Origin of the sequence: Pseudomonas sp. S8, assembly GCF_050473925.1 — a bacterium.
Classification (GTDB): Bacteria; Pseudomonadota; Gammaproteobacteria; order Pseudomonadales; family Pseudomonadaceae; genus Aquipseudomonas; species Aquipseudomonas parakoreensis.
Genome location: NZ_JBFDVZ010000016.1, coordinates 5,891,122 through 5,910,220, shown reverse-complemented (window position 1 = coordinate 5,910,220; position 19,099 = coordinate 5,891,122). Strand labels below are relative to the sequence as shown.

20 protein-coding genes are annotated in these 19,099 nt (G+C 61.2%); 8 read left to right on the top strand and 12 right to left on the bottom strand.

What is annotated here, in order from left to right:
• Positions 1-15 precede the first annotated feature (15 nt).
• Complete coding sequence (locus tag AB1J88_RS27850; RefSeq protein ID WP_430292504.1) at positions 16-462, bottom strand: hypothetical protein; 447 nt, start codon at positions 460-462, stop codon at positions 16-18.
• Between the two features lie 110 nt (positions 463-572).
• Positions 573-2,195 (bottom strand): methyl-accepting chemotaxis protein, encoded by a 1,623-nt coding sequence (locus AB1J88_RS27845; RefSeq protein ID WP_430292503.1) that lies wholly within the window; start codon positions 2,193-2,195, stop codon positions 573-575.
• 276 nt (positions 2,196-2,471) lie between these two features.
• On the opposite strand from AB1J88_RS27845, the gene AB1J88_RS27840 reads away from it, so the two are divergent.
• Both AB1J88_RS27840 and AB1J88_RS27835 read left to right on the top strand, forming a co-directional pair.
• Positions 2,472-3,494 (top strand): transporter, encoded by a 1,023-nt coding sequence (locus AB1J88_RS27840; RefSeq protein WP_041066447.1) that lies wholly within the window; start codon positions 2,472-2,474, stop codon positions 3,492-3,494.
• 199 nt (positions 3,495-3,693) lie between these two features.
• Positions 3,694-5,310 carry an inorganic phosphate transporter gene (locus AB1J88_RS27835; RefSeq protein WP_047295902.1) on the top strand — a complete coding sequence of 539 codons (1,617 nt, stop codon included), beginning with the start codon at positions 3,694-3,696 and terminating at the stop codon, positions 5,308-5,310.
• Between the two features lie 108 nt (positions 5,311-5,418).
• Here the strand turns inward: AB1J88_RS27835 and AB1J88_RS27830 are convergent, their stop codons facing one another.
• The gene (locus AB1J88_RS27830; protein ID WP_430292501.1) at positions 5,419-6,315 is read right to left on the bottom strand and encodes a LysR family transcriptional regulator; all 897 of its coding nucleotides are present in this window, start codon (positions 6,313-6,315) and stop codon (positions 5,419-5,421) included.
• A 120-nt stretch (positions 6,316-6,435) separates the two neighbouring features.
• Between AB1J88_RS27830 and AB1J88_RS27825 the strand changes: the two genes are divergently transcribed.
• Positions 6,436-7,191, top strand: coding sequence for an SDR family NAD(P)-dependent oxidoreductase (locus tag AB1J88_RS27825; RefSeq protein ID WP_121186789.1), 756 nt, complete (start codon positions 6,436-6,438; stop codon positions 7,189-7,191).
• Between the two features lie 109 nt (positions 7,192-7,300).
• Here AB1J88_RS27825 and AB1J88_RS27820 read toward each other — a convergent pair whose 3' ends face one another.
• Positions 7,301-7,738: a multidrug/biocide efflux PACE transporter gene (locus tag AB1J88_RS27820; protein ID WP_430292499.1), complete on the bottom strand. Its 438-nt coding sequence runs from the start codon at positions 7,736-7,738 to the stop codon at positions 7,301-7,303.
• Between the two features lie 89 nt (positions 7,739-7,827).
• Here AB1J88_RS27820 and AB1J88_RS27815 point away from each other — a divergent pair, with 89 nt between their 5' ends.
• On the top strand, positions 7,828-8,682 hold the full coding sequence (locus AB1J88_RS27815) for a LysR family transcriptional regulator (protein ID WP_430292497.1): 855 nt from the start codon (positions 7,828-7,830) through the stop codon (positions 8,680-8,682).
• Positions 8,683-8,812: 130 nt separating this feature from the next.
• Here AB1J88_RS27815 and AB1J88_RS27810 read toward each other — a convergent pair whose 3' ends face one another.
• From AB1J88_RS27810 to AB1J88_RS27800, 3 genes are read right to left on the bottom strand one after another with little or no spacing between them, the layout of a single operon-like run.
• Positions 8,813-10,042: an RNA polymerase sigma factor gene (locus tag AB1J88_RS27810; protein WP_430292495.1), complete on the bottom strand. Its 1,230-nt coding sequence runs from the start codon at positions 10,040-10,042 to the stop codon at positions 8,813-8,815.
• Positions 10,035-10,379 (bottom strand): YciI family protein, encoded by a 345-nt coding sequence (locus tag AB1J88_RS27805; RefSeq protein ID WP_430292493.1) that lies wholly within the window; start codon positions 10,377-10,379, stop codon positions 10,035-10,037. The genes AB1J88_RS27810 and AB1J88_RS27805 overlap by 8 nt, the downstream gene beginning before the upstream one ends.
• A gap of 40 nt (positions 10,380-10,419) precedes the next feature.
• Entirely contained in the window at positions 10,420-10,845 is a 426-nt protein-coding gene (locus AB1J88_RS27800) for a YybH family protein (RefSeq protein WP_041066426.1), read from the bottom strand.
• A 141-nt stretch (positions 10,846-10,986) separates the two neighbouring features.
• On the opposite strand from AB1J88_RS27800, the gene AB1J88_RS27795 reads away from it, so the two are divergent.
• Both AB1J88_RS27795 and AB1J88_RS27790 read left to right on the top strand, forming a co-directional pair.
• Positions 10,987-11,472, top strand: coding sequence for a GNAT family N-acetyltransferase (locus tag AB1J88_RS27795; protein ID WP_222018582.1), 486 nt, complete (start codon positions 10,987-10,989; stop codon positions 11,470-11,472).
• Positions 11,473-11,490: 18 nt separating this feature from the next.
• Positions 11,491-12,096 (top strand): pyridoxamine 5'-phosphate oxidase family protein, encoded by a 606-nt coding sequence (locus AB1J88_RS27790; RefSeq protein ID WP_430292491.1) that lies wholly within the window; start codon positions 11,491-11,493, stop codon positions 12,094-12,096.
• Between the two features lie 134 nt (positions 12,097-12,230).
• Here the strand turns inward: AB1J88_RS27790 and AB1J88_RS27785 are convergent, their stop codons facing one another.
• From AB1J88_RS27785 to AB1J88_RS27775, 3 genes are all read right to left on the bottom strand, one after another.
• Positions 12,231-12,719 carry a GNAT family N-acetyltransferase gene (locus AB1J88_RS27785; RefSeq protein ID WP_041066417.1) on the bottom strand — a complete coding sequence of 163 codons (489 nt, stop codon included), beginning with the start codon at positions 12,717-12,719 and terminating at the stop codon, positions 12,231-12,233.
• Between the two features lie 323 nt (positions 12,720-13,042).
• Positions 13,043-13,537 carry a GyrI-like domain-containing protein gene (locus AB1J88_RS27780; protein ID WP_041066414.1) on the bottom strand — a complete coding sequence of 165 codons (495 nt, stop codon included), beginning with the start codon at positions 13,535-13,537 and terminating at the stop codon, positions 13,043-13,045.
• A 68-nt stretch (positions 13,538-13,605) separates the two neighbouring features.
• Positions 13,606-14,268, bottom strand: coding sequence for a LysE family translocator (locus tag AB1J88_RS27775; RefSeq protein WP_108183570.1), 663 nt, complete (start codon positions 14,266-14,268; stop codon positions 13,606-13,608).
• A gap of 137 nt (positions 14,269-14,405) precedes the next feature.
• Here AB1J88_RS27775 and alaC point away from each other — a divergent pair, with 137 nt between their 5' ends.
• Positions 14,406-15,623 (top strand): alanine transaminase, encoded by a 1,218-nt coding sequence (gene alaC / locus AB1J88_RS27770; RefSeq protein WP_202368817.1) that lies wholly within the window; start codon positions 14,406-14,408, stop codon positions 15,621-15,623.
• 159 nt (positions 15,624-15,782) lie between these two features.
• On the opposite strand, the gene AB1J88_RS27765 is transcribed toward alaC, so the two are convergent.
• Positions 15,783-17,135, bottom strand: a complete 1,353-nt coding sequence (locus tag AB1J88_RS27765) for a GntP family permease (RefSeq protein WP_047295923.1) — start codon at positions 17,133-17,135, stop codon at positions 15,783-15,785.
• Between the two features lie 82 nt (positions 17,136-17,217).
• Positions 17,218-17,751, bottom strand: a complete 534-nt coding sequence (locus tag AB1J88_RS27760; RefSeq protein WP_430292488.1) for a gluconokinase — start codon at positions 17,749-17,751, stop codon at positions 17,218-17,220.
• Positions 17,752-17,967: 216 nt separating this feature from the next.
• Between AB1J88_RS27760 and AB1J88_RS27755 the strand changes: the two genes are divergently transcribed.
• Positions 17,968-18,999, top strand: a complete 1,032-nt coding sequence (locus tag AB1J88_RS27755; RefSeq protein ID WP_047295927.1) for a LacI family DNA-binding transcriptional regulator — start codon at positions 17,968-17,970, stop codon at positions 18,997-18,999.
• The last annotated feature ends 100 nt before the right edge of the window (positions 19,000-19,099 follow it).

The window sequence follows — 19,099 nt, the reverse complement described above, 5'->3', positions numbered from 1 at the left end:
AGTGTTTCGCAGTTGTCAGGCCGACGTGCTGACCAGCGAGCCCGAGCTGCTCGACCCGGAATCCTGCAACGCCTGCAACAACGCCGCCGTCGCCGTCTGCAACGAAGCCGAGGTGCTGGAGATTTGCGACTCGGCGGAGGCCACGTCAGCCGCTTTGGCATCAGCGTCTTCCTGCTTGGCCTGAGCCGCTTGCAGCGCTTGCTGTTGCTCCTGCAATTGCTTTTGCAGCTCGGCGATCTGCTTGCGCAGTGCCTTTACCGAATCCGATTCACCGCTGCTGTCGGAACTGCTGTCGCCTGCCGGAGCCGCGCCCCCGCCGGCCGCCACTTTGCTGGTATCGGCGCTGGCGCTTGCGCTGCTGGTTGCAGTGGCCGAGGTGTCTTCACTGGCGTCGCTGATTTTGGTTTTGCTGGTGGCGGTGGTGACGGTCTGATTGATTGAAACAGAGGTGATGCTGACCATGGGCTGGCTCCAATGCCGGTTATAGATAACCGGCCATCGGCGGTAGTCGCACGGATTTGAGATCGACTGTGTACCGACTCGGTAACCGAACCGGTACACGTCGGCGGACGTCAGGCGCTCAGGCGCGCGGTGACCTCATTGAGTTGCCCGGACAGGCCATGCAGATTCTGGCTGGCACTTTCGGTGCGCTGCACGCTGTTGAGGTTGGTGCTGGCGATGGACGTGATCTCGGTCAGGTTGCGCGAGATGTCTTCGGCCACCGAGGTCTGCTCTTCGGCGGCGGTGGCGATCTGGCGGTTCATGTCGCGGATCGCTTCCACCGCATGGGTGATGCGCTCCAGCATCGCACCGGCCTGAGTCACTTGTTCGACGCTTTCGTCGCTGCGCGCCTGACCGCTTTCGATCGCTTGCGCAGCATCCACGGCACCGGTCTGCACGTTCTGAATGATCTGATTGATCTCGATGATCGACTCGGCCGTACGCTGCGCAAGGTTGCGCACCTCGTCGGCGACCACCGCAAAACCACGCCCGGCTTCCCCGGCCCGTGCCGCTTCAATCGCTGCGTTGAGCGCCAGCAGGTTGGTCTGTTCGGCGATGCCGCGAATCACTTCCAGCACCTTGCCGATGCGCCCGCTGTCGCTTTCCAGGCGACGAATCACTTCAGCGGTGTTGGCGATTTCGCCACGCATCCGGGTGATGGTGTGGATGGTGCCCTGCATGACCTTTTCACCCTGCTGGGCGGACTGGTCGGCATCGTCGGCAGCCCGCGCCGCATCCGCCGCATGCCGGGCGACTTCCTGGGCGGTGGCGGACATTTCGTTCATCGCCGTGGCCACCTGATCGGTGCGGTTGAACTGCTCGTTGGTGCCGCCGGCCATGGTCGTGGCGATCGCATTCAACTCGCCGCTGGCGCTGTCCAGATCACTGGCACTGCGTTGCAGGTGAGTGAAGGTTTCAGCGAGGAAATCACGCAGAGTATTCGCGGCCGCCGCAAGGTTGCCCAACTCGTCCTGGCGGGCGTTGGCAACGCGTTCGGCGAGGCGCCCACGGCTCAACTGGGTGACGTAATCGATCAGTTTGCGGATCGGTTCGATCAGGTTGCGGTTGACCAGCCACAGGCTGAGCAAGCCGATCAGCAGACCGGAACCGAGCATCACCACAATTCCCAGCAGCACGGTGCTGTCGGCACTGGCGCTGATCTGCGCCGACTGTTCGGTGCCCTGCTTGCGCAGCTCGGCGACCAGTTCGCTCATCTGATCGCTGGTGGCGCGGTCCACGCCTTTGACCGCACTGTCGCCAGCCGTTGGATCGGCACCGGCCGCGACATAGGCATCGCGACCTTTCTGGTAGGCGCTGCCGAGTTGGCGGTGCTCTTCACGCAGGCGTTCGATGCGGGATTTCAGCGCCGGCTCAAGGCCTTTCTGGCCGGCCAGTTCACCGAGAATGTTCTGCACATCGCGCTGACGATCTTCGAACTGGCTCCAGTATTTGGCCAGGTCCGCCGGTTGCTTGCCGCGCAGCAAGACGTTTTTCCACTCCTGCACCTGCACCTTGAATTGCAGATTGGCCTCATCGATCAATTGTGAGGTGTGCAAGGGGCCGGCGATCAACTGGCTGTAGTTCTGCACGCCATTGGACAGGAAATGAAAGCAGGCCAGTGCGATCAACAGCATCGCCAGCAGGCTGCCGCTCAGCAGGGCGAGAATTTGTGCTCTCAGGGATTTTTGCAGCATCGCGAGATACTCAGGACAGGGATGAGGCACGCCCGATAAGGCGTGGGATTTTGCCGGACATCCGTGTCGGCGAGCCTTGGCTCATGGCCAAGCGCGCGCAACGTAACCCAAGCGTGATCGGCGCACCAGAGCGCTTCTTGAAGAGAATCCGACCGCCGGCAAGACATTGATCTGGCGTCATTTTGTCGTCACGCAAGTGTCATATCCGGTTGCGATGATGCGGCTCAGGTGAATCTGAAAACTCCACGCCAGACGCCCTCCTCGCAGCGAGCCTCCATGAACCACAGCCTCGACCTCAGTCATCGCGATCCTGATTTGTTCGGTCTGCTTTACGGCTTCCGTTTTCGTCCTGGTGAGCGTGGCCGCGAAGTCGATTCGGCGACCGCCCTGCGTTGCTTGCAAGACGACAGCGACCGTGATGAATTCCTCTGGCTGCACCTGAACCTGGCGCACGCCGCGTGTGAGCGCTGGATGAAAAGTCATCTGCAATTGCCCGAAGAATTCTTCGAGGCGCTGCACGAAGGTTCGCGCTCGACGCGCATCGAACACGTTGACTCGGCGTTGCTGGCAGTGGTCAACGACGTGGTGTTCAACCTCAGCAGCATGGTGTCCTCGGACGTGTCGACGCTGTGGGTCTGCGTGCGCAGCAAACTGATCGTCAGCGCACGCCTGCAACCGCTGCACTCGGTGGACAAATTGCGTTCATCGGTAAAGGCCGGCGAATGCTTTCGCTCGCCGTCGGAACTGCTGGTGCACCTGCTGCGCGATCAGGGCGAAGTGCTGACGCAGATCGTGCGCAAAACCAGCATGAGCGTCGATCAGGTCGAAGACGAATTACTCTCCTCGCGCCTGTCGACCAACCGCGCCGAACTCGGTGCCAACCGTCGGGTGCTGGTGCGCCTGCAACGCCTGTTGGCGCTGGAGCCGGGCTCCTTGCTGCGCTTGCTCAACCGGCCGCCGGCGTGGCTGCAGAAGGAGGACGTCAAGGAGCTGCGCAAGTCCACCGAGGAGTTTGCGCTGATCATCAACGACCTCACCGCCCTCGGCGAGCGGATCAAACTGCTCCAGGAAGAAATCGCCGCCAACCTCAACGAACAGAGCAACCGCACGCTCTTCACCCTGACCGTGGTCACGGTGCTGGCGCTGCCGATCAACATCATCGCCGGCTTCTTCGGCATGAACGTCGGCGGCGTGCCGCTGGCGACGGATCCCGAGGGGTTCTGGATTCTGGTGGCGCTGGTCGCGACGTTTACCGTGATTGCCGGGCGCTGGGCGTTTCGCAAGCGTGGGGATTATTAAGATCAAAAGATCGCAGCCTGCGGCAGCTCCTACAGGGCACGGTAAACCTGTAGGAGCTGCCGCAGGCTGCGATCTTTTGATTTTCGCTATCAGATCAGCGGTGAGCTAATCCGCCAAACACTGATCTGCCGCAGTCTCTCTGTAATATTTAGCAACGATCATGACGAACAAACCTTCCCTCGCTCAGGATTGTCCGCTCATGGCTACTCCCTCCCTGACCGCCGCCCGCCCCACGTCCGCCCACGGCGGCCGGCCGGCACTTGATAAGAAACCCGGTCCGTTCACTTACGTGGTGTTCTTCGCGGTTCTGGCCATGGGCATGTTGTTCACCGCTTACAGCCTGATGCACGACATGCATGAGCTGGGCACCACCGTCACCACCTGGACCCCGTTCCTGTTGCTCGGCGTGGCGTTGCTGATTGCGCTGGGCTTCGAGTTCGTCAACGGTTTCCACGACACTGCCAACGCGGTCGCGACGGTGATCTACACCCACTCGCTGCCGCCGAATGTGGCGGTGGTCTGGTCGGGCTTCTTCAATTTCCTCGGGGTGCTGCTGTCCAGCGGCGCGGTGGCGTTCGGCATCATCGCCCTGCTGCCGGTGGAGCTGATTCTGCAGGTCGGTTCGTCCGCCGGTTTCGCGATGATCTTTGCCCTGCTGATCGCGGCAATTCTGTGGAACCTCGGCACCTGGTGGCTGGGCCTGCCGGCCTCCTCTTCCCACACGCTGATCGGCTCAATCATCGGCGTCGGCGTCGCCAATGCCCTGATGCACGGGCGCGACGGCACCAGCGGCGTGGACTGGGCGCAGGCAACCAAAATTGGTTACGCGCTGTTGCTGTCGCCGCTGGTGGGCTTCGGCTGCGCGGCGCTGTTGCTGCTGGCCATGCGCGCCTTCATCAAGAATCGCGCGCTGTACAAGGCGCCGCAAGGCAACAACCCGCCACCGTGGTGGATTCGCGGTTTGCTGATCGCCACCTGCACTGGTGTGTCTTTCGCCCACGGCTCCAACGACGGGCAGAAGGGCATGGGCCTGATCATGCTGATTCTGGTCGGCACCCTGCCCATGGCTTACGCGTTGAACCGCACCATGCCCGCCGATCAGGCGCTGCAGTTTGCCGCTGTCGCCGAAGTCACCCAGCAAGCGCTGGTGAAAAATACCCCGCTGCCAGCCCCGGTCGATCCGCGTCCGGTGCTGTCGGATTACGTGCGCAGCAAGCAAGCCACGCCGCAACTGATCCCCGCCCTCGCCGCCCTGACCGGGCACATTGGCGAAGAGGTCAAAGGCTATGGTTCGCTGTCGAAAGTCCCGGCCGAAGCCATGGGCAACGTGCGCAACGACATGTACCTGGCCAGCGAAAGCATTCGCTTGATGGAGAAGAACAAGGTCGGCAACTTCGACGCCGACACCACGGACAAACTGCAGCTGTTCAAGCAGCAGATCGACAACGCCACACGCTTCATTCCACTGTGGGTGAAGATCGCCGTGGCCATCGCCCTGGGGCTGGGGACCATGGTTGGCTGGAAACGGATTGTGGTGACGGTCGGCGAAAAGATCGGCAAGACCCACCTGACCTACGCCCAGGGCGCCTCGGCGGAAACCGTGGCGATGCTGACCATTGGCGCGGCGGACATGTTCGGTTTACCGGTCTCGACCACCCATGTGCTGTCATCGGGCGTGGCCGGGACCATGGTCGCCAATGGCGGTGGCTTGCAGATGAAGACCATCCGCAATCTGCTGATGGCGTGGGTGCTGACCTTGCCGGCGGCGATTCTGCTGTCGGGCAGCCTGTACTGGCTGTTCACCCAAATCTTCTGACTCCACAAATCCCTGTAGGAGCTGCGGCACGCTGCGATCTTTTGCTCTTTTTGTTAGAAGCAAAATCAAAAGATCGCAGCGTGCCGTAGCTCCTACAGGGGGATGTCGTCAGAGCGTCGAGCGGATGACCTCCCCCAACCACTCCATGAACACCCGCACCCGCAGCGGCAAATGCCGTTGCCGCGCATACAGGATTGAAATGCCCATCGCCGGTGCCGTGAACTGCGGCAGCACCGTCACCAGCTCTCCGGTGTCCAGGTGCGGCTGCATGCCGGTGCGCGGTACCTGAATCAGGCCGAAGCCACCCAGGCAGGCCGACTCATAGGCATCGGTGCTGTTGACTGTGACGCTGCCGGCCATCGGCAGGCGCCGCACCTGACCCTCCTGTTCATACACAAACCCTTCCGAGCGCGAACCGAGCACCCCGACGTAGTGCACCAGCCGATGCTGCGCCAGATCCTCCAGCGTCTGCGGCACGCCGTAGCATTCAAGGTACGCGGGGCTGGCGCAGTTGATCATCGGGAAGTCGCCCAAGTGCCGCGCCACCACCGATTGATCCGGCTGCGCGCCAATGCGCACCACGCAATCAAAACCCTCGCTGAGCAGATCGACGCGGCGGTCGGTGCTGCTGATTTCCAGTTCCAGATTCGGGTGGCGCGCCATGAACTCCGGCAGCAGCGGCATGATCAGGCGCCGCGCGAGGATGTTCGGCATGTCGACACGAATCCGCCCGCTCAGCGACGCTGGATCCTGCCGAAACAGACCCTCGATCTCGTCCATGTGCGACAGCAGATCCTTGCTGCGTTCATACAGCACCAGACCGTCCTGCGTCGCCTGCACCTTGCGCGTGGTGCGTTGCAACAGGCGCGTTCCAAGCAGGCTTTCCAGGGCCTGCACATGCTCGGACACCGTCGAGCGCGGCAGCCCGAGACTCTCGCCGGCCAGGGTGAAACTCGACAGTTCGCTGACCCGGACGAAGGTGCGCAGCAATTCCAGTTTGTTCATGAGGACACCCGTTGATTGTTCGACTGAGCCGATCAGTGATTCCGGTTTCAGTCTGTTTATCACCCCACGGCGGATAAATAAACTTTGCTCATCACCACTCACCGCAATCGAGGATTTCACATGAGCCGCAAAATCGCATTGATCACCGGCGCCAGCCGTGGCCTGGGCAAGAACGCCGCCCTGCACCTCGCCGCCGAAGGCGTGGACATCATCGGCACCTACAACAGCCGCGCCGATGAAGCCCAGGCGCTGGTGGCTGAACTGGAACAACGCGGCGCCAAAGCCGTGATGCTGCAACTGGATGTGGGCCGCAGCGAAAGCTTTGCCGATTTCGCTTCGCGGGTTGAGCAGGCGTTGCAGCACTTTGATCGTCCGCGCTTCGACTTCCTGATCAACAACGCCGGAATTGGCGTGCACGCACTGTTCGCCGAAACTACTCCGGAACAGTTCGATCTGCTGATGAACATCCAGCTCAAAGGGCCGTTCTTCCTGACTCAGCAGCTGCTGCCGCTGATCAATGACGGCGGGCGTATCATCAACATTTCCAGTGGGCTGACCCGCTTCAGCCTGCCGGGCTACGCTGCCTACGCGGCGATGAAAGGCGCGATGGAAGTGCTGACCCGCTATCAGGCCAAGGAGCTGGGGGCGCGGCAGATCGGCGTGAACATTCTGGCGCCGGGCGCCATCGAGACGGATTTTGGCGGCGGCGCGGTGCGCGACAACGCGGCGTTGAACGCGATGGTCGCCAGCAACACCGCACTGGGTCGCGCCGGGCAACCGGATGACATCGGTGGCGCACTGTCGATGCTGCTGGCGCCGGGTGCGCAGTGGATCAACGGGCAGCGGGTTGAAGCATCCGGCGGCATGTTTCTCTAAGCCCAACACGCCCCTGTAGGAGCTGCCGCAGGCTGCGATCTTTTGATCTTGTTTTTAAAAAATCAAAGTCAAAAGATCGCAGCCTGCGGCAGCTCCTACAGGGTTCGGGTTAGCTCTGACAGGCGCTGCGCTGCACAAACCGCTCCCGCACCACGTCATACCCCCAGTGATACACATAGGTGTACGGCAGGAAAAACAGCAGCACGCCGATGTCCAGCAAGAACGCCTGCCACAGGCTGACCGACAGCCACCAGGCAATCAGCGGTACGCCCATCACGATCAACCCGCCCTCAAACAGCAGCGCATGGATCACCCGCGTCCAGGCGTTATGCCCGAGGTTCAGGCGCTTGAGCGCGCGGTCGAAGAGTCCGTTGAACAGCACGTTCCACGCCAGCGCCAGCAGGGCGATCAGCACGGTCACGGCGCCCATGTCCAGCAGTGGTTTGTCCATGATCCACGCCAGCAACGGCGTACAGATCAGGATCGCCAGACACTCGAAACCGATGGCCTGGAAGATACGTTCAGTGATGGATTTGTTGGCAGTCATGGCCTGACTCCTTGAGTGAAGAGGGTTGCCATGATCGGCCACCACACCGATACTTCATAACCAATAACCATCGATCAAGGCGATAGTTCATGGTTTCGCAGGAAGTGCTGTTGGCGTTTGTTCAGGCTGCCACTCAGGGTTCGTTTTCGGCAGCGGCGCGCAAACTGGGACGCAGTCAGTCGACCATCAGTGCGGCGGTGGCCAGTCTGGAGATCGATCTGGATCTGATGCTGTTCGACCGCAGCAGCCGCAAACCGACCTTGACTCCGGCCGGCCATGTGATGCTGCAACGGGCCGAGGCGATTCTGGCGGCCACCCATCGTATGGCAATGAGCGCCAGGCAACTGGCACAAGGCGTCGAGCCGAAGCTGACCGTGGCGATTTCCGACACCTATCAATCGGCGCGCTTCGAAGCGGCGCTGGTCGACTTCGAGCAGCGTTATCCGGACCTGGAACTGGAATGCCTGATCGCCGAGTGCGACGACCTGATCGAACTGGTCCAGCGTGGCCGCGCGCACCTGGCATTTGCCGAAATGCGCGACAGCTACCCGCCGGACCTGGTGACCTCGACCGTGGCCGAGCACACCGACATCGCGCTGTTCGTCAAACGTGATCATGTGTTGACCGGCATCCAAGGTGTCGACCAGCAGGTGCTGGAGCAGCATCGCGAGTTGCGCCTGGCGACCATCGTCAATCCCTACGACAGCCGGGCCAAAGGCCGGGTTTGGTCCGCCCCGAGTTACCTGATGCTGATGGAGATGGCGGAAATGGGCTTCGGCTGGGCGGCGTTGCCACGCTGGCTGGTGGGGCGTTTCGGCAATGGCTCGCTGGTGGAGCTGACGGTGCGTGGCTGGCCACGGCCGTTGTATGTCGATGCGTTGTGGTCGCGGGTCTATCCGCCGGGCCCGGCGGGGAGCTGGTTGCTGAGCAAGATGCTGGAATAGCGGCGCCCCCAATCGCTGGCAAGCCAGCTCCCACAAGTACCGAGGTGTTCATTAACTTTGTGTACGGCGCAGACACTGTGGGAGCTGGCTTGCCAGCGATGAGGCCGGCACTGCCAATGAATTCCCCGGATCAGTCCAGTTCGCTCAGCCGCCCCTCGATAAACCGCCGCTCCGGCTCCTGCCGGGTCAGTTCCAGTGCTCGCCGGTACGCCGCCCGCGCCTGCTCCACCCGACCCAACTGCCGACAAAATTCCGCCCGCGCCGAATGCGCCAAGTGGTAATCCTGCAACTCGCCGCGATCCAGAATCCCCTCGATCAGCGTCAGCCCGGCCACCGCCCCATCACGCTTGGCCACCGCCACGGCACGGTTCAATTCGATCACCGGCGACGGCACTGCGCGCAACAGCACGTCATAGAGGCCCACGATCTGCTGCCAATCGGTTTCTGCCGCTGACGGCGCTTCGGCATGCACCGCGGCAATCGCTGCTTGCAGGCAATACGGCCCAAATCGCCGCGTGGTCAGCGCCCGCTCCACCAGCGCACAACCTTCGGCGATCAACCCGGCATCCCAGCGCGAGCGATCCTGGTCGTCCAGCAGAATCAACTCCCCCTCCACGGAAGTCCGTGCCGAGCGCCGCGACTCATGCAACAGCATCAACGCCAAGAGTCCCATAACCTCAGGCTCCGGCAGCAATTCCATCAGCAACCGCCCGAGCCGGATCGCCTCACGGGTCAGATCCTCGCGGGTCAATTCAGCGCCCATCGAGGCCGAATAGCCTTCGTTGAACACCAGATAAATCACCCGCAACACACTGTCGAGGCGCTCGGGCAACTCGCTCAGGCTCGGCACTTGATAAGGGATTCTGGCGTCGCGAATCTTCGCCTTGGCCCGCACGATGCGCTGAGCAATCGCCGCCGGTGCCGAAAGAAACGCGCGGGCGATTTCCTCGGTGGTCAGGTCGCAGACTTCACGCAAGGTCAGCGGCACTTGCGCATCCGCCGCCAAGGCCGGGTGACAGCAGGTGAAGATCAGCCGCAAGCGGTCGTCTTCCACGTCTTCGCCACTCCAGTCGGCCTGTTCCAGCGCTTCGAGCTGCGCGAGCAACAGCGGCTGCGAGGCCTTGAAGCGGGCGCGGCGGCGCAACACATCGATGGCCTTGAAACGCCCGGTGGACACTAGCCAGGTGCGCGGATTGTTGGGCACGCCGTCGCGCTGCCAGCGCTCGACCGCGACGAAGAACGCCTCGTGCAAGGCTTCTTCGGCGAGGTCGAAATCGCCGAGCAGGCGAATCAGGGTTGCCAGAATCCGCCGCGAGTCTTCGCGATAGACCTGCTCGACCCGCGCCCGGACTTCAGACATTCAACTGCCGCACCGGACGCACTTCGACGCTGCCGACCCGGGCCGCCGGAATGTGGCCGGCGACCTGAATCGCTTCGTTCAGATCCTTGGCATCGATCAGGTAAAACCCGGCCAGTTGCTCCTTGGTTTCAGCGAACGGGCCATCGGTGATCGACAGCTTGCCGTTGCGCATGCGCACCGTGGTCGCCGTCTGCACCGACTGCAGCGCTTCGGCGGCAACCATCCGCCCGCTGCCCTCAATCGACTCGGCATAGGCCCAGCACTCGGCGTCTTCCGGGCTGTCGGGCGAGGTGTGCAGCAGGCGCTCATCGCTGTAGACCAAGCATAGATACTTCATGGCTTTCTCCTGAATCGAACGGATCAACTATGGCTGAAGATCAGGGTTGCACATCGAACAGCGTGCTGCCGCTCATCGGATCGAACGGCGCCGACCAGTGCTCGTGGACAATCTTCCACGTTCCGCCCACTGGCCGATAACACGCGGTAGCGCGCATCCAGCAGCTCTGGGTTTCGCCCTTGTCGTTGGTCCCCCCGCAATGCGTGACCCAATGGGCGAAGGCGAGGTTGTCGGCGGTCTCGATGGCGATCTCGTGAAACTCGAAAACGTGCGGGCCGGAACACATTTCCATGCAGGCTTCCCAGTGCGCGCGGTAGGCCGCCTTGCCTTTGAATTGCAGGGCCTTGATCGCATCGAACGAGACGATGTCGTCGGCGTACAACGCCATCACTTTGTCGACGTTCTTGGTCATCACCGCTTCGCGGTAAGTGTTGATCAGGGCCTGGATTTCAGTGTGTGCGCTCATGGTGTTCTCCGTGTTTTTTGTAGTGAAGACACCCTTAGTCGTTCGGCCATCGGGCAGATCGACAGTCGAAACAAAAAATTTCCGCCAAAGACAAAATCGCTAGAATCCAAGGCTTACCTTTGTAGGAAAAAGGAAATTCCCGTGTCAGCCCAACTCGTGCCGTACGACAGCCTGAACGCCTTGCAGCGTCAGCAGGTCGAGGCGATTGAAATCCATCCCGAGCAGATCAAGTTTTCCGGCGACATTCACGGTGCGCTGCACACGCTGCTGTCCAAGCCCGGCCCCGGCGTGAAAGGCTTTGCCCTGCTGGCCGATCAAGTGCCGGTGGCGTTCCTGCTGCTCAAGCGCCCGCCGGTGTTGCCAGCCTGGGCCGATGAACACAGCGCCACCCTGCACGCCTTGCAGGTCGATCACCGCGCGCAAGGCAAGGGGTATGGCAAGGCCTGCCTGCAGGCCTTGCCCGACGTCGCGCGTGAAGCATGGCCGGAGATCAAAGGGCTGGAACTGTCGGTGGATGCCGATAACGACGCGGCGATCGCGCTGTACGCCAAACACGGTTTCGTCGACAGCGGCGAAGCGTACAAGGGCCGGATCGGTTACGAGCGGCGCATGGGGCTGTTTTTCTAAATCATCGAGGGATGCACGATGATCGATTCAATCGAAGCACTGGAAGCTATTTACGGCCTGCCCCACGAGCGCGCGGTGCGCAAGCAGATCGGTTTTCTCAACGAGGATTATCAGGCGATGGTGCGGGTTTCGCCGCTGGTGATTGTCAGCTCGGTGGGCGCCGACGGCCTGGACAATTCGCCACGCGGCGATGCGCCGGGATTTGTGCGGATCATCGACCAGAACACCCTGGCCCTGCCGGATCGCCCGGGCAACAACCGCATCGATACCTTGCGCAATGTGCTGCACGATCCACGGGTGTCGCTGCTGTTCATCATTCCGGGGATCGGCGAGACCTTGCGGGTCAACGGCACCGCGACCATCAGCGCCGATCCCGAACTGCTGGAAAGCTTTGCGGTGAACGGCAAACCGGCAAAAACGGTGCTGCTGGTGACGGTGGAGGCGGCGTTTTTCCACTGCTCGAAAGCCTTTGTGCGCTCTGACGCCTGGAACCCCGAAACCCACCTGCCGCGCTCGGCCCTGCCCTCTGCGGGCGCGTTTCACAAGCGTTTGAATGATGGGCAGTTCGATGCCGAGACGTACGATCGCGAAGCACCGAAGCGGGTAATCGACACCCTTTACTAAACGGGGAATTGCAAACACCGCTAGAACCTGTGGGAGCTGGCTTGCCAGCGATGGCGTCGGCGCATCAAACATTGATGTCGACTGACCCACCGCTATCGCTGGCAAGCCAGCTCCCACAGGTTATGTGCGATGCCTTACAAAGTAAGGATCATCTCGTGCCACGCCATCCCGCCATGGTCTGACTCCGACGGCTTGATGTAGGCAAAGCCGAATCCGGCGTACAGCGCAATGTGTCGTTCCTTGCACATCAGATGAATCGTCGCCTTGTCCATCCCGCGCATGCGCTCGATGAATTCGGCCATCAATCGCTTGGCCAGGCCCTGCCCCTGATAGTCCGGGTGTACCACCACCGACATGATCACCACGTTCGGCCCTTTCGGGTCGTGGCCGATCAGTTCCTTGAACGCCTCGTCGGACATCTGCACGTCAAACGCCGCGCCCGAATTGATGAACCCGGCGACCACGCCCTCCACTTCGGCGACGATAAAACCCTCCGGCCAGGTGGCGATGCGCGTGGCGATCTTTTCGCGCGTGGCGGCTTCATCGCCTTCGTAGGCAACGGTTTCGATGGCGTAGCAGCGGTCCAGGTCAGCGGCGGTGACGTTGCGGATGACGGTGTTCATGGCAGCTCGAAAATCAGCGGAGAAAAGTGCGCAAAGCATAAAGGAATAAGGTGTGCATATCGATCCGCGCGGGGGCCGTAAAGCTTGCGTATAAGCGCTTTTCTTCGTGCGGGCGGCGGGCTATTTCTGCGGTGTGTCTCTGATCACCCTTGGGGGTAACCGCTTATGAGCAGCGTTGAAATCGGCCTGTTGATGGTGTTGGGCATCAGTACGTTCGGCTTTATCACCTTGGGCATCGACCTGTTGCGGGCGCGACGGCTGGGCAAAGGCAAGCGCGGTTGAACAACATGAGGCGGATCAGTGATCCGCCTCATCGTTATGGTTCAGGCTTTGGTATCGACCGGCACGCAGATTTCCAGTTTGCCGGTGTGCAGTCGCGGATTGAAATCGGCGCTGTAGCGTTCCAGCTCCGGGGCGTTGAGCTCCACATAGTGGGAAGTCGGCAGCCAGGTTTTGTAGATGTATTGCAGAGTCTGAGGTAACTGATCGAGCGGTCCCTTGTGCTCGAATACGGCGTACTGACGAGGCAGCACTTCGACCCACTGATAGACCTTCTGGTCGAGGTCGTCGAGCTTGCTGATTTCCACCCCGGCGATGTAATCGAAGCCACCCTGGCCGTCGAAATTACTGCAGACGCCGTAGGTCACTTCGTTTTTTTGTCCCTGTATCTTTCCCAGGTGCGGCAAGAACCTTTCCCACAGTGCGGGGATGTCCTTGGCGGTGTCCTGGGTAAATCGACCACGAAATCCTGCGATCAGCAGGAAGTGTCCATGTTCGAAGCGAGGTTCAGCCACTTCGACGCGTTTTTGCTCATCCATGACTCGACTCCTGGAACAAAAGAAGGGGTTCGGCTGCTGAGTATAGAAGCCAAACCCGATTCGCAATGCTACAGGGCGTGCAACTGGTCGGCAGCCCCGGAACCGACGAACTCGTTATAACCGGATACGATCACGTACACCGCGAAATAGCAGAAGATCGCTGCCGATGCCATGTACGAGTAGCGCAACAGCTTGTCGCCGAGCAACTTGCCGCCGTGGCTCGCGGCGAAGCACAGCCCGGCCGACCACAGCAGCCCGGCGCACAGGAAGCCGCCGAGGAACAGCGCCGAACTTGCAGGGCCACCGCCACCGGAGCGGGCGATCAGGGTGCCGCCCACCGCGGCGAACCAGAGAATCGCGCTCGGTGAAGACATGGCGAGGAAAATCCCGCGAAAGAACTCCTTGCGATGCGAGTTCTGCCCCACCTCGGCGGTCGCCGCCAACTGCGCCTCGTGGTGAATCGCCGAATAGATCATCTTCGCCGCAAAGTAGATCAGCAGCGCCGACCCGCCGATCCACAGCACCCAGCGCACGCTTTCGTACTGCAGCAGCACGGTCATGCCGGCCAGCGCCAGCACCGCGTAGATCAGGTCACCGACGCAGGTGCCCAGGCCCAGCGCGAAGCCCTGAAAGTACCCGCGCTGCATCGCCAGGGTGATCATTGCGATGTTGGCTACGCCGATGTCCAGGCACAGCGAGAGGCTCAGCAAGAAGCCGCTGGTGAATTCCATTAAGCATTTCCTTGGAAAAAATTATTGTCTTGCACGCTGGACAGTCCGCCCTCGCTGCCCTTATCTTCCGCCACAGGTCACCGCAGTGACCAGCGTCGCTCGGACGGTTCCGGGCGCTTACGTTATCCGAGGCAACAATGGCTGAACAAGGTTCGCCGCGCCGCTTTGCGCGCATTGATCGACTCCCCCCCTACGTTTTCAACATCACCGCCGAGCTGAAGATGGCCGCGCGGCGCCGTGGTGAAGACATCATCGACTTGAGCATGGGCAACCCCGACGGGGCCACGCCGCCGCACATCGTCGAAAAACTGGTACAAGTTGCCCAACGTGAAGACACCCACGGTTACTCCACGTCCAAGGGCATTCCACGTCTGCGCCGGGCGATTTCCAACTGGTACAAGGAACGCTACGCGGTCGATATCGACCCGGAAAGCGAAGCGATCGTCACCATCGGTTCCAAGGAAGGCCTCGCGCATTTGATGCTGGCGACCCTGGATCAGGGCGACACGGTACTGGTGCCGAACCCGAGCTACCCGATTCACATCTACGGCGCGGTGATTGCCGGCGCTCAGGTGCGTTCGGTGCCGCTGGTGCCGGGCGTGGACTTCTTCGCCGAGCTGGAACGGGCCATTCGCGGTTCGATCCCGAAGCCGAAGATGATGATCCTCGGCTTCCCGTCCAACCCCACCGCACAGTGCGTGGAGCTGGATTTCTTCGAACGGGTGATCGCCCTCGCCAAGCAGTACGACGTACTGGTGGTGCACGACCTGGCCTATGCCGACATCGTCTACGACGGCTGGAAAGCCCCGTCGATCATGCAGGTGCCGGGCGCCAAGGACATTGCGGTGGAGTTTTTTACCCTGTCCAAGAGCTACAACATGGCCGGCTGGCGCATCGGTTTCATGGTCGGCAACCCGGAACTGGTCAACGCCTTGGCGCGGATCAAGAGCTACCACGACTACGGCACTTTCACTCCGCTGCAAGTGGCGGCGATTGCTGCGCTGGAAGGCGATCAGCAATGTGTGCGTGACATCGCCGAACAGTATCGCCAGCGCCGTAACGTGCTGGTCAAAGGCCTGCACGAGCTGGGCTGGATGGTCGAGAATCCGAAGGCGTCGATGTACGTCTGGGCGAAGATTCCCGAGGCTTACGCGCATCTGGGCTCGCTGGAGTTTGCCAAGAAACTGCTGGCCGAGGCCAAGGTCTGTGTCTCGCCGGGGGTGGGTTTTGGTGAGTATGGCGATGATCATGTGCGCTTCGCGCTGATCGAAAACCAGGACCGGATTCGGCAGGCGGTGCGCGGGATTCGCGGGATGTTCCGGGCGGATGGCCTGGCCCCGAAAACCGCCGGCTAACACATCCCCCTGTAGGAGCTGCCGCAGGCTGCGATCTTTTGATCTTGATCTTTAAAATCAAAAGATCGCAGCCTTCGGCAGCTCCTACAGGGTTAGCCCTTTCGCCTCATCCACAAAAAAACCGCATCGCTGCGGTTTTTTTGTGTCTTGCGTTCGAGGTTAAACGAACAGCGACAGCAATAGAATGAAGCCCAGGCCCACCACCGACAGGATGGTTTCCATCGCCGTCCAGGTCTTGAACGTCTCGGCCACGGTCATGTTGAAGTACTGCTTCACCAGCCAGAAACCGGCGTCGTTCACATGGGACAGGATCAACGACCCGGCACCGGTGGCCAGCACCAGCAGTTCACGGTTGACGCCCGGAATCATCCCCACCACCGGCACCACGATGCCGGCGCCCGTGATGGTCGCCACGGTGGCCGAACCGGTGGCGATACGAATCACCGCCGCCACCAGCCATGCCAGCAGGATCGGCGAGATCTGCGCGCTGACTGCCATGTGGCCGATCACGTCGCCCACGCCGCTGGTCACCAGCATCTGCTTGAAGCCACCACCGGCACCGATGATCAGGATGATCGCGGCGGTCGGCGCCAGGCTCGCGTCCAGCCACTTGAGCATCTGCTGTGAACCGATGCCCTGCTTGTGACCGAAGGTGTACAGCGACAGCAGCAAGGCCAGCAGCAGTGCCGAGATCGGATGGCCGATCATGTCCATCCAGGTGCGGAAGAAATGACCGTCCGGTAGCGCGACGTCGGCGAAGGTTTTCAGCAGCATCAGGAACACCGGCAGCAGCACAGTGACCAGGGTGATGCTGAAGCTCGGCAGGTTCTGCGAATCGGTTTCGCGGGCCAGTTGATCGACCAGTTCCTGATTCGGCGTGCCGGGAATGTGCTTGGCGATGAACGTACCGAAGATCGGGCCGGCGATGATGGCGGTCGGCAGCGCAACGATCAGACCGTAGAGGATGGTCTTGCCGATGTCGGCACCAAACACGCCGATTGCCAGCAGCGGGCCCGGGTGCGGCGGCACCAGACCGTGTACCGCAGACAGACCGGCGAGCAGCGGAATACCGATCTTGATGATCGACACCCCGGTGCGTCGGGCAACGATGAACACCAGCGGAATCAGCAGCACGAAGCCGATTTCGAAGAACAGTGGAATACCGACCAGGAACGCGGCGAACATCATGGCCCACTGCACTTTGTCCTTGCCGAACGCGCGGATCAGGGTCTGCGCGATCTGATCGGCGCCACCGGATTCGGCCATCATTTTGCCGAGCATGGTGCCCAGCGCGAGGATGATGCCGACGAAACCGAGCACGCCACCGAAGCCGTCCTGGAACGCCTTGATGATGGTGCCGATCGGCATGCCGGACGTCAGGCCGAGGAACGCGGCCGCGATGGTCAGGGCGATGAAGGGGTGAATCTTGAATTTGGTGATCAGGATAATCAGACCGATTACCGTGACCACTGCATCGAGCAGCAGGTAGGCGTCGTGGGACATGCCAAACATTGGGGGTGTCTCCTGGCTTGTTGTTGTTATTAAAGCGGGTTAAACAGAATTCGTGAGGACAGCGCTAGCTCTTTCAACACACTCATACCGCCTGTTTCAGACCATGAGCCTGCCACCAGACGTGCGCCTGGGTCGCCAGCTCTTCAACGCTGTGGATCGAAGCATTCAGCGCCAGGGTCAACGGCTCGCCGACCGGCGATTCGAGGGTGGCAAACTGGCTTTCGATCAACGTTGCCGGCATGAAGTGGCCCGGGCGATGGGACACGCGGTCGGCAGCCACTTCAGGGGTCAGTTCAAGGAATACGAAGCCCAGGCCCGGCAAGGCACTGCGCAGCACTTCGCGATAACTGTGTTTAAGCGCCGAGCAGGTCAACACCGGACGCTCGCCGAGTGCATCGACACGACGCAACTCAACACACAGGCTGTCGAGCCAGCCGGCACGGTCGTCGTCGTTCAAGGGGATCCCCGCGCTCATCTTTTCGATGTTCGCGGCCGGATGGAAAGTATCGCCTTCAATGGCAGTGGCGCCGCTCAATTGGCACAGGGCCTCGCTGACGCACGTCTTGCCGCAACCGGCAACGCCCATGATGACCAGGGCGGTGATGGGATGACTCATATAACACCTCAGCGCGCAGACAGCGCTACCTTTGCTAGCTATGACTCTAGTGCACAGGCAGAAGTTGCCGACGCCTTCTTGTCGTTTTTTTGGGTTGCAGCAGGTTGTCGCCCAACGCCAAAAAGCGAGGATCAGGCAGGACCTCGCTTACGCATTTGCAGCTGCATCAGGACAGCGCTACCTTAGTGCCTTGATTTTTGTTTGGCAAGCCGCCCGATGACCACCCCTAAAAACGATAAAAACACTCGCACCACCGGCCGTCCCACCCTTAATGAAGTTGCCCGCCTTGCCGGCGTGAGCCCAATTACCGCGTCCCGCGCCTTGCGCGGGGTCAGCACCGTGGCCACCGAACTGGTGGAAAAAGTGCAGAAAGCCGCGCTCGAACTCAATTACGTGGTCAACCCTGCCGCCCGCGCCCTGGCCTCGGCGCAGAGCCATTCGGTGGTGGTGCTGGTGCCGTCGCTGTCCAACCTGCTGTTCATCGACACGCTGGAAGCCATTCATCGGGTGTTGACGCCCAAGGGCTTCGAAGTGCTGATCGGCAACTTCCACTATTCACGCGATGAAGAAGAAAACCTGCTGCGCAACTACATGGCTTATCAGCCGCGTGGTTTGCTGTTGACCGGGTTTGATCGCACGGAAAGTTCGCGGCGGATGATCGAGGCCAGCAACATTCCCTGCGTGTACATGATGGAACTGGACAGCGCGGCCGGCGTGAATTGCGTGGGTTTCTCGCAGCTCAGCGCCGGCGAAACCGCGGCCGAACATTTGCTCTCGCGCGGTCGCAAGCGTCTGGCCTATATCGGCGCACAACTCGATCAGCGCACCTTGTTGCGCGGCGAGGGTTTTCGCAAAGCCCTGCAGAAGGCCGGGCGCTATGACCCGGACCTGGAAGTGCTGACCCCGCGCTCCTCGTCGGTGGGATTAGGCGGAGAGCTGTTCCTGCAACTGCTGGCGGCGCATCCGGACGTCGATGCGATCTTCTTTGGTAACGACGACCTGGCGCAGGGCGCCCTGCTCGAAGCGCTGCGCAACGGGATCAAGATCCCCGAGCAGGTGGCGATCCTCGGCTTCAACGACTTGCCGATGTCCGAGCACATGGTGCCGCGCCTGAGCAGCATCAACACCCCGCGCGAGGCGATTGGCCGGCGTGCGGCGGAGCAGATGCTGACGTTGATGGCCGGCAACAGCGTGGCGCGGCCGGTGGAAGACATGGGTTTTGAACTGAAGATTCGCGAGAGTACCTGAAGCCACTTCCCATGTAGGAGCTGCCGAAGGCTGCGATCTTTTGATTTTTCTTTTCAAGATCAAGATCAAAAGATCGCAGCCTTCGGCAGCTCCTACAGGG

What these genes read in the sequence shown, in the direction of transcription:
- AB1J88_RS27810 (WP_430292495.1), bottom strand. Translation starts at nt 10,042, where the DNA reads ATGTCTGAAGTCCGGGCGCGGGTCGAGCAGGTCTATCGCGAAGACTCG.
- AB1J88_RS27775 (WP_108183570.1), bottom strand. Translation starts at nt 14,268, where the DNA reads ATGGAATTCACCAGCGGCTTCTTGCTGAGCCTCTCGCTGTGCCTGGAC.
- AB1J88_RS27760 (WP_430292488.1), bottom strand. Translation starts at nt 17,751, where the DNA reads ATGAGTCATCCCATCACCGCCCTGGTCATCATGGGCGTTGCCGGTTGC.
- AB1J88_RS27830 (WP_430292501.1), bottom strand. Translation starts at nt 6,315, where the DNA reads ATGAACAAACTGGAATTGCTGCGCACCTTCGTCCGGGTCAGCGAACTG.
- AB1J88_RS27805 (WP_430292493.1), bottom strand. Translation starts at nt 10,379, where the DNA reads ATGAAGTATCTATGCTTGGTCTACAGCGATGAGCGCCTGCTGCACACC.
- AB1J88_RS27840 (WP_041066447.1), top strand. Translation starts at nt 2,472, where the DNA reads ATGAACCACAGCCTCGACCTCAGTCATCGCGATCCTGATTTGTTCGGT.
- AB1J88_RS27835 (WP_047295902.1), top strand. Translation starts at nt 3,694, where the DNA reads ATGGCTACTCCCTCCCTGACCGCCGCCCGCCCCACGTCCGCCCACGGC.
- alaC (WP_202368817.1), top strand. Translation starts at nt 14,406, where the DNA reads ATGGCTGAACAAGGTTCGCCGCGCCGCTTTGCGCGCATTGATCGACTC.
- AB1J88_RS27800 (WP_041066426.1), bottom strand. Translation starts at nt 10,845, where the DNA reads ATGAGCGCACACACTGAAATCCAGGCCCTGATCAACACTTACCGCGAA.
- AB1J88_RS27785 (WP_041066417.1), bottom strand. Translation starts at nt 12,719, where the DNA reads ATGAACACCGTCATCCGCAACGTCACCGCCGCTGACCTGGACCGCTGC.
- AB1J88_RS27815 (WP_430292497.1), top strand. Translation starts at nt 7,828, where the DNA reads ATGGTTTCGCAGGAAGTGCTGTTGGCGTTTGTTCAGGCTGCCACTCAG.
- AB1J88_RS27765 (WP_047295923.1), bottom strand. Translation starts at nt 17,135, where the DNA reads ATGTTTGGCATGTCCCACGACGCCTACCTGCTGCTCGATGCAGTGGTC.
- AB1J88_RS27755 (WP_047295927.1), top strand. Translation starts at nt 17,968, where the DNA reads ATGACCACCCCTAAAAACGATAAAAACACTCGCACCACCGGCCGTCCC.
- AB1J88_RS27790 (WP_430292491.1), top strand. Translation starts at nt 11,491, where the DNA reads ATGATCGATTCAATCGAAGCACTGGAAGCTATTTACGGCCTGCCCCAC.
- AB1J88_RS27845 (WP_430292503.1), bottom strand. Translation starts at nt 2,195, where the DNA reads ATGCTGCAAAAATCCCTGAGAGCACAAATTCTCGCCCTGCTGAGCGGC.
- AB1J88_RS27820 (WP_430292499.1), bottom strand. Translation starts at nt 7,738, where the DNA reads ATGACTGCCAACAAATCCATCACTGAACGTATCTTCCAGGCCATCGGT.
- AB1J88_RS27825 (WP_121186789.1), top strand. Translation starts at nt 6,436, where the DNA reads ATGAGCCGCAAAATCGCATTGATCACCGGCGCCAGCCGTGGCCTGGGC.
- AB1J88_RS27850 (WP_430292504.1), bottom strand. Translation starts at nt 462, where the DNA reads ATGGTCAGCATCACCTCTGTTTCAATCAATCAGACCGTCACCACCGCC.
- AB1J88_RS27780 (WP_041066414.1), bottom strand. Translation starts at nt 13,537, where the DNA reads ATGGATGAGCAAAAACGCGTCGAAGTGGCTGAACCTCGCTTCGAACAT.